The following is a 13,739-nucleotide window of genomic DNA, read 5'->3' as shown; positions in this document are numbered from 1 at the left end:
ACCGCTGTGATGTCCGGTACAGGAGCCCGGCCGGCGTTGCTACACGGCAATTTTCCTGGCCACCCGGCCGTGCACCAGGTAATACAGCGGGACGCAGGCCACCATCAGCGCGCCCAGCCAGACATACATCCCGTCGAAGCCGGTCAGCGGCACCAGCACGCCCAGTAGCACCGGGCCCAGGCCGGTGCCGATGTCCAGCATCAGGTAGTAGGTGGCCAGCGCGGTGCCGAACCTGCGCTCCGGCACCAGCCCCACGGTGATGGCCTGAGTGCCCGGAAGCAGGGTGCCGAAGCCCAACCCGCTCAGCACCGCTGAGGTGACGATGACCCAGGCCGCGGGCCCCAGCGCCAGCAGCGCCAGCCCGGCGGCGAACAGTGCCATGGCCGGGTAGATCACCGCGTTGTCGCCCCGGCGGTCCTGGATCCTGCCGGCGGTCAGCCGGGACACCAGCACGGCGGCGGCGAACACGCCAAAGAACAGTGCGGCGGCATCCGCGGCACCGGAAGCGGCCACGTACGAGGCCAAGAAGGAGAGCACTCCGGAGTAGGCCAGCCCGGCAACCAACAGCACCGTGGCGATCGGCAGGACCGTCGGCTCGAAGACTTTCGACAGCAGGGCGGCGGGCCTCGGTCGCCGCTTCCCCTGCCCGCCGCCAAGACCGTGGTGATGGACGACGGCGGTGGGCGCCGGCGGCGCCTCGGGCAACCGCAGGACGAGGGTCACCAGCATCGCCGCCACGGAACTGGCCGCACAGAAGAGGAAAACGCCGTCGTAATTGCCGTCCGTCACCAGCAGCACCGCCATCAGCGGGCCGACCGCGGTGGCCAGCGTCGTCGAGACCGCGAAATAGCCGGTGCCTTCGCTGCGCCGGCTCGGCGGAATCAGCGCCTGCGCCCCGGCCGTGACCGCCGTGTTGGCTAGACCGAACGCCACGCCGTGAGCCAGACGCAAGGCCAGCAGCATTGTCAGTGAACCCGCTGGGATATACAACAGCGACACCGCCACGAAGGCGGTCAGGCTGATCAGCAGGACCCGCCGCCTGCCGGCATTGTCGATCAGCGGCCCGGCGAAGAAGCGCGAGATCAGCGCCCCGACGATGAATGCACTGGAGGCGAAGCCGGCCCCGGCGTCGGAAGCCAGAAACCGCTGCGCCGCATAGAGCGCCATGGACGTCATCAGCAGGTAGAACACGATGTAGATGAACAGGTTGGTGCCGATGGCGAGCACAAAGTTCCTGCTCCACAGCTTCTCCTGCACGCGCTCGGCCTCCTTGGCTGCTCGGTCCCGGACATCGTTGCCATGGCCGGACGCCACGGATGAACCTAGCTTCCGATTATGCCGTTGGCGGGCAGCGAGCGGTGGGGCATGACGCCCAGGCGCGCGCCGCCGTCGTCCTCAGGGACGTGGGTGCCGCCGCTCGGAGGCCTGCACCGCGGACAAGCCGGCTACGGTAAACGCCAGCGTCAGGGCTAGGACCAGGAGCAGGGGCGCGGTCCAGCCACCGGTTAAGGTGTGCAGCCATCCGGCCACTGGCGGGGCGCAGGTGGCGGCCAGATATCCGCCGGTCTGGATGCGGGCGGAGGCGGTCGCCGCCTCCCGGTCAGTACGTGCCACGCGGGGGATGACGGAGAAGATCGCGGTAAATCCACCGCCCTGGGCGATGCCGCCCGTGACGGACCACAGGAGGTAGGCGTCAGGTGCAAGAAGGAGCCCGATGGGCAGCGAAATCCACAGCACGGCAATCCCTGCCGTCGGCACCCAGAGCCGGGTGCGCGCCGCCAGCAGCGGCACACCTAGCGCGCCGACAATGGCGGCGACCTGGAACAGGGATGCACTGGCACCGGACGCCGTGGCGGACAGGCCCCGAACGTCGGCCAGCAGCAGCGGCAGCCAGGTGGTGGTGGCGTAGTAAGCGGCCGACTGCCCGCAGAACGCCACGGTCAGCACCACGACGATCCACCGGTTGCTCCGTCCGCGGAGGGACGTCGATGCAGTGGCGCCGGGGGCGTCCGGCCCGTCGGCGCCCCGGCCGCCGGTAGCCGCTGGGCGCCCGGATGGCCCTTCCGGCCCCGCGCCGCCGTGGTCTGACGCCAGCGCTTCGCGGCGGCGACGCGCGGTCGGCAGCCAATAGGCCAAGCCGATGGCTACCACCACTGCCCAGGCCGCCAACGCCCACCGCCACCCCACCAGCGCAGCCAGCGGCGCGGTGGTCAGCACTGCTGCCATGGACCCGACGTTCATGATGGCCGAGTAGGCGCCGGTGACTGCGGATACCCGGTTCCACGGCACATCGCGGCGGATCAACACCGGCACCACAATGTTGCCCAGCGTAATGGCGACGGAGATGATCGCCGTGCCGGCAAAAACCACCGCAGCCGGGCCCAGGGAACGGATCACCGTTCCGGCCAGCACGCCGCCCAGACACAGCAGCACGGTGGCTTCGGGGCCCCACCGGCTGATGGTGCGGGTGGCCAGCGGAGTGGCCAGCGCGAAGATCAGCACCGGGAGCCCGGTGAGCAGGCCCGCTCCGGCAGCGGTCAAACCGATGTCCGCCTGAATCTCGCCAAGGACGGCGGTCGGCGCGATGATCGGGGCCCGCAGGCTGATGGCGAGCATGGCAATGCCCAGAACCACCCACGGCAACAACGGCCGGGAAGCAAACACGCGGTCCGTCGCTGGCTCCTTCACTTGGGGTCGCGGTGGTCCGGAGTCCGGCAGCCACCTCAGCCACCCTACCGAATCAGCCGGTCGGGCTCCGGCAGGCGCTCGGGGCGGCGGCTAGCCCAGGTAGTTCTGCTTCAGGTCCGCGCTCACGGCATGGGCCGCGGGCGCGAGGACCTCAAGGACCGGGGCAGCGCGGAAACCTTCAGTCGGGACGACGACGGCGATGGACGCCACGGCGTGTCCGTAGGGGCCCTTGATGGGGACGGCGACGGCGGTGGCATCCGGATGGATGTAGCCGCGGGTGACGGCGTGGCCTTCGCGGCGGACCTTGGCCAGGATCGGCCGCAGGTCGGCGCTGCTGGGATGCGGCTCGACCGAGAACCGCGGGCGCGGCAGGCCCAGGACTTCTTCCTGCCGTTCGGGCGGTGCGTCGGCAACCAGGACCAGGCCGCTGGACGTGGCGTACCACGGGATGCGGCCGCCGACCTTGGTGAAGTTGACCACCGACTCCGGTGCTGACAGGCGCTCCAAGTACAGGATCTCGCCGCCCTGCAGGATGCCGAGCTGGGCGTGCTGCTTCAGCCGGTCGCGGACTCGCTCGAGATGCGGCAGCGCGATTTCACGCAGGCCCACAACACCCGGGGCGCGCACCGCCAGCTCCCACAGCCGGACACCAAGGATGACTTCCCGACCGCGTCGCTCCAGCAGCCCGAGGGCGACCAGCTCGGTGACGATGCCATGCGCAGTGGCCATCGGCAGGCCGGTGCGGGCAGCGATCTGGGTCAGCGTCAGCTCATTGCTGGAGGGGTCGAATGCCTCCAGTACATCGACTGCGCGCGAGATGGCAGACCGGCCGCCGGAAGACCTGGCCACGTCACCGACCGCTACTTATTCGCATGATACGAATTCTACGCATGCGCTGTTGTGATCTGCACCATGCTTTCGGCAAGACCCGGCGATGGCCGGGCCTGACTGACCGAAAGGCGGATCATGACGATCGCACCGACTGCCACCGCGCAGACCTTGCCGGAGGCCGCTTGGCTGGAGCCGACCGAGCTGGCCCGCGACCCGTATCGGAGCTATGCCCGGCTGCGCGAGGAGACGCCGGTGGCCTGGTCTCCCGCGGTGAAGAAGGTCCTCATTTCCAGCTACGAAGGCTGCAGCTTCGGCGAGCGGCATCCGGAGATCTTCTCCTCCAACGTTTCCGGCGGCACCATGGTCCGGGCCATGGGCGGGCAGCCGATGATCCGCAAGGACGACCCGGAGCATGCGGCGGAGCGGGCACCGATGAACCGCACGCTGCGGCCCAAGCAAATCATGGAGATCTGGGCCGCGAAGTTCGAGGCGAACGCCCGCCACTACCTGAACCGCATGCTGGACGCAGGCAACGGCAAAGCCGACCTGAATCTCGACTTTGCCAAACCGCTGGCCGCCAAGAACCTGTGCGACATGCTGGGCATGACCAGCGTGGAGCCGCTGGATCTGGCCCGCTGGTCCCGCGATTTCATCGCCGGCACCGGCAATGTGCTGGATCGGCAGGAGATCTGGGACCGCTGCGAGGTCTCGCGGATGGAATGCGATGCCGCCTTGGACGAGACGATTGCCCGGCTGCGCCGCACCCCGGACGCGTCCATTACCTCGATGCTGCTGGAATCCGGCATGGATGAGGACAAGGTCCGCAACAACGTGAAGCTGGCCATCTCCGGCGGTGTGAACGAACCGCAGCACATGATCACGAACCTGGTCTGGCTGCTGGACCGCGCGCCGGGGCAGAAGGCCGAACTGCTGGCCGACCCCGGATTGTGGAAGCAGGCCTTCACCGAGGGCACCCGCTATTTCTCCCCGATCGGCATGATCACCCGGGAAACGGTGTCCGACGTCGTTGTTTCAGGAGTTGCCATCCCCGCCGGGACGCAGGTGGGGATGATCCTGGCCTCCGCGAACCGGGACCGGAACCAATTCACCCACCCGGATGAGTTCGATATCCACCGCAGTGGCGGGCCGAACTTGGCTTTCGGCAGCGGCGTGCACCAGTGCGCCGGTAAGTGGGCCGCGCAGAAAGCGGTCGGCGAGATCGCCGTGCCGATGCTGTACCGGGAACTGCCGGAGCTGCGCCAGGACCCGGACCGGAGCGAGACCTGGGACGGCTGGGTCTTCCGCGGCATGACTAGCCTTCCGGTCGCCTGGTAATCCAACCACCCGCACCACCCCCACCCACCCATCAGAAGGACGATGATGTCTACGAATACACAGTCACGATTGGCCCCTGGCTCCGCCACCGTACGCGAACGACGGCGCGTCATTTTCTCCAGCTATCTGGGCACCACCATCGAGTTCTACGACTTCCTGCTCTACGCCACAGCTTCCGCCGTGGTCTTCGGGCCGGTGTTCTTCGCAAACCTGGATCCGTGGGCCGGCGTGGTCGCCTCCTACGGAACCTTCGCCGCAGGCTATGTAGCGCGGCCGCTGGGCGGCATCATTTTCGGCCACTTCGGTGACCGGCTGGGCCGGAAGAAACTACTGGTCATTTCGATGATGCTGATGGGGCTCGCCTCGACGGCGATTGGCCTGGTCCCCACGCCGGAGCTGATCGGGCCGTGGGCCGCGGTGATGCTGGTGTTCCTGCGGGTGCTGCAGGGCATCGCCGTGGGCGGGGAATGGGGCGGCGCTGCGCTGATGGCGCTGGAGCATGCGGACCCCAAGGCACGCGGGTTCGCCGCTTCGTTCACCAACGCCGGGGCGCCGACTGGTTCGGTGCTGGGTCTGTTGATGATGAGCATGTTCTCGGCACTGCCACAGGACCAGTTCCTGAGCTGGGGCTGGCGTGTGCCGTTCCTGCTGTCCTTCGTCCTCCTGCTGCTCGGGCTGTATGTGCGCTCGCGGGTGTCGGAGAGCCCAGTGTTCCAGCAGGCGCTGGAGCGTGAAGCTGCCGAACGCGCCGCAGCGCCCACGGCCCGCCGCACCATTCCGCTGCTGCAGGTGCTGCGCCGGCCGGGCCTGCTGGTGACGGTAATCCTCGCGGCCACATCCGCTTTTGCCCTGCAGACGCTGCTGTCCACCTTCTCCATCACCTACACGGTCTCGCTGGGCGTGCCGCGCTCCGACGTGATGCTCGCGTTCGCCGGCGCCGGTGTGATCAGCATCGGCACCACGCTGCTGATGGGCCGGATTTCCGACCGGGTGGGCCGCAAGCCGCTGATGATCGCCGGCAACATCCTGTTCATCGCGGTCACGCCTGCGGTCTTCGCGCTGCTCTCCACCGGAAACATGGCCTCGATCTTTCTGGCCTTTACGCTGGGCATCGTCACCCAGACGGTCCTGTACGGGCCCATGGCGGCGTTCATCGCCGAGCGGTTCGGCACATCGTCCCGCTACACCGGTGCCTCCGTTGGTTACCAGATCGCCACGCTGCTCGGTGCGGGCTTCACCCCGCTGGTGCTGGCCAACCTTTACGGCGGCAGCGGCTCCTCGCTGACCCCGGTGATCGTCTACCTGTCCATCATCGCCGCGGTCAGCCTGGTCACGGTGATCTTCATGCCCGAGTCCAAAGACCGCAGTCTGGGCGACGAGCCAGGGCAGGATTCCGGCCACGGAACGCTGCCGGCACCTGCTGCCCAGCCCGCGCAGTAGACCGCACAAGGAAGGACAACCCATGGCCAAGATCAGCTTCCACCAGCCCGGCGGCGGAGTGGACATAGTCGACGCCGACCCCGGCACCTCACTGATGCGCGCCGCAGTCAGCAACGGCGTGGCCGGCATTGTGGGCGAGTGCGGCGGCCAGGCGATGTGCGCCACCTGCCATGTCTACGTCCGCGAGGAGTACCTGGACGGGCTGCCCCAGACCGGCGAGGACGAGGACGAGATGCTGGACTGCACAGCCTCCCCGCGGGACGATGCCCGCAGCCGGCTGGGCTGCCAGCTAAGGGCGGGCGACGACTTCGCTGAAATCGAGGTGGACCTCCCGGCCGAGCAAAGCTGAGGATTCAGTAGGGGTGCGGCCTGGAGCCGCACTCCTACGTTTCCATATCGGGTAATGTCCGTGGTTGCTGGTGAAGAGTTGCGGGCACACTGTGATGGGCAAGCGTTGAGATTTCCGTGGAGCCGAGGACCTGGCCTGAAAGAGCCAAGAGCCTGAACGGAGCCTGGCGATGCTCAACATTCACAGCAACAGGCCCAGGATCGAAGGTCCGGATGCCGAGCCCGAATGCTGTGAGCCGCAGATGGGCCGCAGCCAATGAGGAGCCGGTCAGCACGGTCTGTGCGTCCAGCGCCTTGTCCGCCGGGCGCGGCTGGTATTCGTCGAACTCCTCGGGATGGGTCGACGACGAAGTAGCCAGCAACAGTTCATCGAACTCGGCCCATGTCCTTACCGATGAATGTGGGGCTGCGGCCTCCAGCAGGTCGTTGAACGCCTTGGCCGTCTTACTGGCCCCCGTCCGAGTGGCGATGGTCCAGCCTTGGGGAAAGGTCTTCACCGTGATGCCGGGACAGCTGCGGTTGAGAAACCGGGCGATTGACGCGCGCCGAATTGGGCCGGACACGAGTGGTCCGGCCCAATCGTAGGCGCCTCCGGAGCAGGCTCCGCACATAACTAGGTGGTGTCCGGAATTACTTCTGCCGCGGGTTGCGGGCCTTGAATTCCTCGGCAATGGTGTTGAAATCGACCCACTTGATGCCGTCGTGGCCGTTGATGTGTTCGATCAGCCGTTCCAGCATAAGCAACACCTGAGGGCGGCCCGACACATCGGGATGGATGGTCATCGTGAATGCGGCCTGATCGTATTCGCGGTAAACCCAGTCGAACTGGTCCCGCCACATTTCTTCCAGATGGCGGGGATTGACGAAACCGTGGCTGTTCGGGCTCGACTTGATGAACATCATCGGGGGCAGATCGTCCAGGTACCAGTTCGCCGGGATCTCAACCAGATCGGTTTCCTCGCCACGCTCCAAGGGCTTCATCCACGTGCTGGCGGGCTTGTCATAGTCGATCTTGGTCCAGCTGTCGCCCACGCGCACGTAATAGGGTTCGAAGTCCCGGTGCATCAGGGAGTGGTCGTAGGTGATCCCGCGCTCCAGCAGCAGCTCGTTCGTCACATTGGAGAACTCCCACCACGGCGCCACGTAGCCGGTCGGACGCTTGCCGGTGCGCTGTTCGATGAGGTTGATGCAGTAGTCCAGGATTTCGGTTTCCTGTTCCCGGCTCATGGCGATCGGGTTCTCGTGGCTGTAGCCGTGCACGCCGATTTCGTGGCCGGAGGCGACCACCTCGTCGAACTGCTCGGGGAAGGTTTCGATGGAGTGCCCCGGCCAGAACCAGGTGGCAGGCAGGTTGTATTTCTTCAGCAGGGCGTTGAGGCGGGGGACGCCTACTTCGCCTGCAAACATGCCCCGCGAGATGTCATCGGGGGAGTCCTCGCCGCCGTAGGAGCCCAGCCAGCCGCCGACGGCGTCCACGTCGATGCCAAATGCTACAGAAATTTCCTTTGCCATTCTCTTTCCTTCGTGTCGGGGGATGGATCAGATATAGGGGGCCAGCAGATCAGGGGCCGGTGTCTCGCCGTGCGATATCAAGAGGGCGAGAAGTAAACGGGCGTGGAATACCGGCAACGACCCGAGGGGGAGGGCGCCGGCTCGGACCAAATCGGCGCCGCCGCCATTCCCGTAGAACGGGACTACCGGTCCTTCCGGTACTCGGGTGGAGAGCCCGACGGCGATGCCCGCCTCAACGGCTTCCTCCACCCACTCGAGGATGCGGTGGTTGCCGTTGCCCACGCCGCTGCCGGCAATGATCACGGCCTGTGCTCCGGCATCCACCGCGGCACGAGCCAGCGAGGCATCTGCACCGGGGTGGAGCGAAACCACGTCCACCCGCGTCGAGTCAAAGCGCTGGGGCGGGAGCGGTAAGGCTGGCGGACGGATCGGACGGAACGAGAATTCGACGTCGCCGGCTCCAACGCGGCCCACGGGCCCGCCGTCCATGGTGCGGAACGGCGCTGGCGCGACGGTGTGTGCTTTACGGGTTGCTCGGGCAGCGAAAACCTGGCCCGCAAAGGAGATCGAGACGCCGGTGCCTCGTGCCTCTTCGGCTGCGGCGACGGCAATGGCGTCGCGCAGATTGGATGGCCCATCCGTATCCGTGGCGTCTGCCGGGCGCTGGGCCCCGGTCAGCACCACCGGCTTGGGGCTGGCATGCACCAAATCCAACAGGTAGGCGGTCTCCTCCATGGTGTCCGTGCCGTGAGTCAAGACGACTCCATCGACGTCGTCGCGTTCGACTTCGAGGGCGACTTCTTCCGCAATGCGGCGGAGGTGGCCGTGGTTCAGAAGGTAGGAACCGAGCTGGAATATGTCGCGGGAGATGACTTCCGTGGGACCCTCTGCCACTCCGGCCAGCAGGCCCTCCACCCCTTGGCTGGCAACCGAGGCGCCCCGCGAGTCTTGGCGTGAGGCAATAGTGCCTCCGGTCGCCAACACTGAAATCTGAGGCATGGTAGGTGCACCTTTCTGGCTCGATGGAAGCCGAAGCTATTGCGTTCGCATCGTCGCCGCGGAACGGAATTAGACGCCAGTATGCTTTACACAAACGTTTGCCGCAAGTGCGCTGCGTCACCGGAGGCGCAATCCCCTATGCTGATTGGTTGTTGCGGAGCTCACTGCGGCACGCGCCCGGCGAGTCCTGGCCCAGTGGAGGAGATTATGGAAAACCTTTCTAGGCCGGTCACGTTGCGCATGATTGCCGACGAGGTCGGGGTCAACGTCTCCACCGTTTCCCGCGTCATCAATGCTTCGGACGCGGAGGCCCGGCGCTGGGCCTCGGGCGAAGTGATCGAGCGGATCCGGTCCGTCGTGGCCGAACGCGGCTACCAGCGCAACCCGCAGGCCGCGAGCCTGCGAACCCGACGTTCCGGACTTGTCGGAGTCCTGGTGCCACGGCTGCAGGACTTCGTCCTGGCCACGATCTACGAGGGCATCGAGGAAGCTGCCACCGAGCAGGGAATCTCCACCTTCGTCACGAACTCCCTTGATATTCCGGCCAACCAGATTGCCCGTACGGAAATCATGCTCTCCCGCCGCGTGGACGGGCTCATCTTCGGCGATGCCCACGCTGGCGAGCCGTTCCTTGACGAGTTGGCGGAGCGCGGTGTCAGGTTCGTCCTGGTCTCCCGAAGGTCCGGCAACCACATCTCGGCAACGTGCGACGACGTCATGGGTGGCCGGCTGGTGGCGGAACACCTGCTCTCAAGCGGTCGCAGGGATATAGGCATTCTGGCGGGGCAACCCTATGCTTCGACCGGCATCGATCGCACCGCCGGGATTGTCCAAGCCTGCCGGGAAGCAGGAATCGAGATACCCCCGCACAGAATCGTTCAAGGCGGATTCGATGCACCGGGCGGGCACGAGGCGGCGGTGCGGATGCTCGAAGCCGGCGGGTGCCCCGACGCCATTTTCGCCGCCAACGACTTTGCCGCCATCGGGGCCATGGGTGTGCTCCGTGAGCGCGGCATAGCCGTGCCGGACGACGTCGCGGTGGTGGGCTATAACGACACGCCGCTAGCCGCTGAGCTTCCGATCCCGCTGACAACGGTCCGGTCCCCGATGCATGAAATAGGGCGCCAAGGACTGGACCTGCTGGTATCTATGCTCCGCGGCGACGAGGTGGAGTCGGTACGGTTGGCTCCCGAGCTAATCCTGAGGGCGTCATCCGCTAGCGCCGTGCCGAAAATGTGACTTATTTATCGTGACAAAGGCCACGAAGGCCGTGTATGGTCCTTATCCAGCGGTTACACAAAGGTTTGTGTAGCGCGTATCCCGTTTATTAGGTTCCTGGTCGTTCCGGACTGCCCTCCCTTCGGCTCCGTTACACAAACGATTGTGAACCCCCTCTCCCGAAAGGAGCAGTCATGGAGACATCGACAACGGCTGAACGCCGCTCCCAGACTGCGGCCGGCAAGACTGAACCATGGAATGTGGTCATCACCGGCAAGAAAATGGCCTACGTCTCAGTGGTGTGCTTCATCGCCTGGGTAGCGTCCGTCTACGACTACACGCTGTTCGGCACGCTGCTTCCCGTCATCGCTGAAGACTTCGGTTGGTCGCCGGCCGAGGCCGCAGCGATCAACACGTGGGCCACCGTTGGCGTCTTCCTGGTGTCGCTCGTCGTTGGCACCATCATGGACAAGATGGGCCGCAAGCGCGCGCTCATCCTCCTCGTGATCGGCGGCGCCGTCAGCTCCGGCCTGACCGGCGCTGCAGCCGGTGCCGTGTCGTTGGCCATCATCCGCGGTTTCTCCGGCTTCGCGATTTCCGAAGAGGTGGTCAACGCCGTCTACCTCAACGAGATCTACAAGAAGGCCAAGGGCCGCGGATTCATGTTCAGCCTCGTCCAGGCCGGCTGGCCGGTGGGCGCGCTGATGGCTGCCGGCCTGACTGCGGTATTCCTGCCGATCGTGGGATGGCGCTGGAGCTTTGTCATCGCAGCCGGTATCTCGCTGATCGTTGTCCTGCTCGCGGCCAAACTGCCCGAATCTCCGACGTTTGCCGCCATGAAGGAAGTCGAGCGGCGACGCAAGGCCGGCGACCTTGCCGGTGCTGTCGAACTGGCGGCCGAGCATGAACTTGAAGTAGGCAACGGTGCCAAGGTGGGCGTGCGCGGCGTCTTCACGCCCGAGTTGCGCTGGCACACCATCAGCGTGTCCCTGTCCTGGCTCTTCAGCTGGATGGCTATCCAGGTGTTCTCCGTCCTCGGAACCACGGTGCTCGTTGAGGCTAAGGGTATTTCCTTCGACAACGCGTTGTTCATTCTGATCCTGGCCAACGCGGTGGCTTTTGCCGGCTACCTCTTCCATGGTTGGGTTGGCGACCGGTTGGGTCGCCGGAACACAGTACTGGTCGGCTTCCTGCTGGGCGGCATCGCCAGCGTGATCATGCTGACAGGCCCGAGCAGCTCTGGATTCGTCATCGCCATGTACGCCATGACCCTCTTCTTCCTCACCGGTCCTTTTGCCGCAATGCTGTTCTACATGGGCGAGTCCTACCCTGCCCAGGTCCGCGGCACCGGCAGTAACGTGGCCCACGTGATGGCCCCGGTGGGCGCCATCGTCGGTTCCGGGCTCATCGCGGTCATGCTTGGGACCGGAATGTCGATGATGACTGCAGCCCTGCTGGCAGGCTCGGTGCCACTGGCCCTTGCCGGCCTCGTCATGTTCTTCGCACGCAAAGTCGATCACCGCCAGCCGGCCACCGAAGGAGCCTTGGTATGAGCAGCCTGACCCGGGACGACGGACTGGAAGGAAAAGTCGCCGTCATTTCCGGCGCAGGCAGCGGGATCGGCCGCGCCCTGGCCGTGGCTTACGCCCGCGCCGGAGCGAAGACCGTGGCCGGTTACTTCCCTGGCGACCCGCATGACGTCCAGGAAACGGTCGACGCTGTGGCCGCAGCCGGCGGCGAGTGCCACGCCGTCGCCGTCGATGTCCGCGACTCCGGGCAGGTCGACCGGCTGGCCGAAGCAGCTGTCGAGCGATTTGGCTCACTGGACATCGCCGTGGCCAGCGCGGGCATCCTGCGCCGCGCGCCGCTGGACGAAATGACCGACGACGCCTGGAACGACATGCTCTCCGTGGACCTCACCGGAGTGCTGCGGCTGTTCCGCTCATGCGCACGGCTGATGGGCGAGGACGGGGGCTCCATGGTGGCCGTCTCGTCCATCGCTGGCGGCGTCTACGGCTGGGATGATCACGCGCATTACGCCGCGTCCAAGAGCGGCCTGCTGGGGCTGTGCCGTTCACTGGCCACCGAACTGGCGCCTCGCGGAATCCGGGTCAACACCGTAATTCCCGGTCTGATCGAGAGCCCGCAGTCGCTGGACGCCAAGAACTCGCTGGGACCGGAGGGCCTGAAGGCTGCCGGCTCGTTTATCCCGAGAGGCCGAGTCGGAACAGTGGACGAACTCGCCCGCACCATCCGGTTCCTCACCAGCGAAGATGCCGCCTACGTCACCGGACAGGAACTCATTGTTGACGGCGGTCTGACAGTTCGTTGGCCCAGCTGACCCGAGGGTAGTGCGGGCCGAAGAACATTTTTCGAAAGGAGAATCATGGCAGGGCAACTTGAAGGAAAGGTCGCCGTGGTCACCGGCGGTGCCAGCGGCATCGGCAGGGCCATCGCCGAACTGTATGCCCGGGAGGGCGCAACCGTCGCCGTCGCGGACCTCAACGGGCAGGCAGCGAAGGAAGTGACTGCCTCCTTGACCGCAGCCGCGCAGGAACATACGGCCTACACGGTGGACGTCACGGACGCGGAATCGACGAAGTCGTTGGCGGAGGCGGTGGCGAACGACTTCGGGCGGATCGACATCTTGGTGAACAGCGCCGGCATCCTGACGGAGATCCCGTTCATCGAGCTGACTCCGGCCGATTTCGACAAGATGATCGACGTCGATCTGCGCAGCGTGTTCCTCTGCAGCCGCTGGATGGCCCCGTACATGATCGAGCAAGGCTGGGGCCGGATCATCAATGTTGCCTCCCAGATTGGCCTGAAGGGTGGCACGGGCCTGGCACATTATGCCGCCGCCAAGGCCGGCGTGATCGGCATGACCAAGTCCATGGCACGCGAACTAGCGCAGCACAACGTCCTGGTCAACGCGATTGCGCCTGGTCCGATCGTCACACCGCTGCTGGGTGATCTCAGCGATGAATGGCGGGCCGAAAAGCAGGCTGAGCTGCCGCTCGGACGTTTCGGCACCGCAGAAGAAGTTGCACCAACGGCCCTGCTCCTTGCCTCCTCGCCCGGGGGCGACCTCTACATGGGCCAGACGCTGGGCCCGAACAGTGGAGATGTCATGCCCTGAGCTGGCACCACCGAGGGCGGGCACGTGCCAAGACACGCGCCCGCCCTTCCCTGTTCTCACAGACGTTCCGGACAGATCCAGGCCATGCCGCCATGTGCGCGATGGTAAAGTCAGGGCAAGTATGCTTTCCGTCCACAGCGCTGCGCGGAACGCCGTCGAAGCGCCTAGGTGTATCGGCCAACCAAGACTTCAGTGCCGGCTACTCCGGCGTAGGGCGTCGTAGCCCGCA

At 65.9% G+C, this 13,739-nt stretch carries 13 protein-coding genes; 7 read left to right on the top strand and 6 right to left on the bottom strand.

The features are described 5' to 3' along the window. Positions 1–39 precede the first annotated feature (39 nt). From E4J89_RS09850 to E4J89_RS09840, 3 genes are all read right to left on the bottom strand, one after another. The gene (locus E4J89_RS09850; protein ID WP_240691831.1) at positions 40–1,314 is read right to left on the bottom strand and encodes an MFS transporter; all 1,275 of its coding nucleotides are present in this window, start codon (positions 1,312–1,314) and stop codon (positions 40–42) included. 81 nt (positions 1,315–1,395) lie between these two features. Beyond that, entirely contained in the window at positions 1,396–2,664 is a 1,269-nt protein-coding gene (locus E4J89_RS09845) for an MFS transporter (protein ID WP_240691830.1), read from the bottom strand. Between the two features lie 114 nt (positions 2,665–2,778). Continuing rightward, positions 2,779–3,537: an IclR family transcriptional regulator gene (locus E4J89_RS09840; RefSeq protein ID WP_136785960.1), complete on the bottom strand. Its 759-nt coding sequence runs from the start codon at positions 3,535–3,537 to the stop codon at positions 2,779–2,781. Positions 3,538–3,654: 117 nt separating this feature from the next. On the opposite strand from E4J89_RS09840, the gene E4J89_RS09835 reads away from it, so the two are divergent. From E4J89_RS09835 to E4J89_RS09825, 3 genes are read left to right on the top strand one after another with little or no spacing between them, the layout of a single operon-like run. Then, the gene (locus E4J89_RS09835; RefSeq protein WP_136785959.1) at positions 3,655–4,854 is read left to right on the top strand and encodes a cytochrome P450; all 1,200 of its coding nucleotides are present in this window, start codon (positions 3,655–3,657) and stop codon (positions 4,852–4,854) included. 45 nt (positions 4,855–4,899) lie between these two features. Further along, positions 4,900–6,294 (top strand): MFS transporter, encoded by a 1,395-nt coding sequence (locus tag E4J89_RS09830; protein WP_136785958.1) that lies wholly within the window; start codon positions 4,900–4,902, stop codon positions 6,292–6,294. Positions 6,295–6,316: 22 nt separating this feature from the next. Then, the gene (locus tag E4J89_RS09825; RefSeq protein ID WP_136785957.1) at positions 6,317–6,643 is read left to right on the top strand and encodes a 2Fe-2S iron-sulfur cluster-binding protein; all 327 of its coding nucleotides are present in this window, start codon (positions 6,317–6,319) and stop codon (positions 6,641–6,643) included. A 34-nt stretch (positions 6,644–6,677) separates the two neighbouring features. On the opposite strand, the gene E4J89_RS09820 is transcribed toward E4J89_RS09825, so the two are convergent. The 3 genes from E4J89_RS09820 to E4J89_RS09810 all read right to left on the bottom strand — a co-directional run bounded on the left by E4J89_RS09820 (position 6,678) and on the right by E4J89_RS09810 (position 9,153). Beyond that, complete coding sequence (locus E4J89_RS09820; RefSeq protein ID WP_136785956.1) at positions 6,678–7,205, bottom strand: hypothetical protein; 528 nt, start codon at positions 7,203–7,205, stop codon at positions 6,678–6,680. Between the two features lie 67 nt (positions 7,206–7,272). Next, complete coding sequence (locus E4J89_RS09815) at positions 7,273–8,154, bottom strand: polysaccharide deacetylase (RefSeq protein ID WP_136785955.1); 882 nt, start codon at positions 8,152–8,154, stop codon at positions 7,273–7,275. 27 nt (positions 8,155–8,181) lie between these two features. Beyond that, positions 8,182–9,153 carry an asparaginase gene (locus tag E4J89_RS09810; protein WP_136785954.1) on the bottom strand — a complete coding sequence of 324 codons (972 nt, stop codon included), beginning with the start codon at positions 9,151–9,153 and terminating at the stop codon, positions 8,182–8,184. 207 nt (positions 9,154–9,360) lie between these two features. Here E4J89_RS09810 and E4J89_RS09805 point away from each other — a divergent pair, with 207 nt between their 5' ends. The 4 genes from E4J89_RS09805 to E4J89_RS09790 all read left to right on the top strand — a co-directional run bounded on the left by E4J89_RS09805 (position 9,361) and on the right by E4J89_RS09790 (position 13,510). Continuing rightward, positions 9,361–10,392, top strand: coding sequence for a substrate-binding domain-containing protein (locus E4J89_RS09805; protein WP_136785953.1), 1,032 nt, complete (start codon positions 9,361–9,363; stop codon positions 10,390–10,392). Between the two features lie 173 nt (positions 10,393–10,565). Further along, positions 10,566–11,924 carry an MFS transporter gene (locus E4J89_RS09800; protein ID WP_136785952.1) on the top strand — a complete coding sequence of 453 codons (1,359 nt, stop codon included), beginning with the start codon at positions 10,566–10,568 and terminating at the stop codon, positions 11,922–11,924. Beyond that, positions 11,921–12,712 (top strand): SDR family NAD(P)-dependent oxidoreductase, encoded by a 792-nt coding sequence (locus tag E4J89_RS09795; RefSeq protein WP_136785951.1) that lies wholly within the window; start codon positions 11,921–11,923, stop codon positions 12,710–12,712. The genes E4J89_RS09800 and E4J89_RS09795 overlap by 4 nt, the downstream gene beginning before the upstream one ends. 45 nt (positions 12,713–12,757) lie before the next feature. Next, the gene (locus tag E4J89_RS09790) at positions 12,758–13,510 is read left to right on the top strand and encodes a 3-oxoacyl-ACP reductase family protein (RefSeq protein WP_136785950.1); all 753 of its coding nucleotides are present in this window, start codon (positions 12,758–12,760) and stop codon (positions 13,508–13,510) included. Positions 13,511–13,739 lie beyond the last annotated feature (229 nt).

The organism is Arthrobacter sp. CAU 1506 (assembly GCF_005047635.1).
GTDB lineage: Bacteria > Actinomycetota > Actinomycetes > Actinomycetales > Micrococcaceae > Crystallibacter.
The sequence above is the reverse complement of the archived record's forward strand: the minus strand, read 5'-3'. Positions and strand labels throughout refer to the sequence as shown.

Coding starts and splice junctions, on each gene's coding strand:
- E4J89_RS09810 (WP_136785954.1), bottom strand. CDS start 9,153: ATGCCTCAGATTTCAGTGTTGGCGACCGGAGGCACTATTGCCTCACGC.
- E4J89_RS09805 (WP_136785953.1), top strand. CDS start 9,361: ATGGAAAACCTTTCTAGGCCGGTCACGTTGCGCATGATTGCCGACGAG.
- E4J89_RS09825 (WP_136785957.1), top strand. CDS start 6,317: ATGGCCAAGATCAGCTTCCACCAGCCCGGCGGCGGAGTGGACATAGTC.
- E4J89_RS09790 (WP_136785950.1), top strand. CDS start 12,758: ATGGCAGGGCAACTTGAAGGAAAGGTCGCCGTGGTCACCGGCGGTGCC.
- E4J89_RS09835 (WP_136785959.1), top strand. CDS start 3,655: ATGACGATCGCACCGACTGCCACCGCGCAGACCTTGCCGGAGGCCGCT.
- E4J89_RS09800 (WP_136785952.1), top strand. CDS start 10,566: ATGGAGACATCGACAACGGCTGAACGCCGCTCCCAGACTGCGGCCGGC.
- E4J89_RS09815 (WP_136785955.1), bottom strand. CDS start 8,154: ATGGCAAAGGAAATTTCTGTAGCATTTGGCATCGACGTGGACGCCGTC.
- E4J89_RS09795 (WP_136785951.1), top strand. CDS start 11,921: ATGAGCAGCCTGACCCGGGACGACGGACTGGAAGGAAAAGTCGCCGTC.
- E4J89_RS09830 (WP_136785958.1), top strand. CDS start 4,900: ATGTCTACGAATACACAGTCACGATTGGCCCCTGGCTCCGCCACCGTA.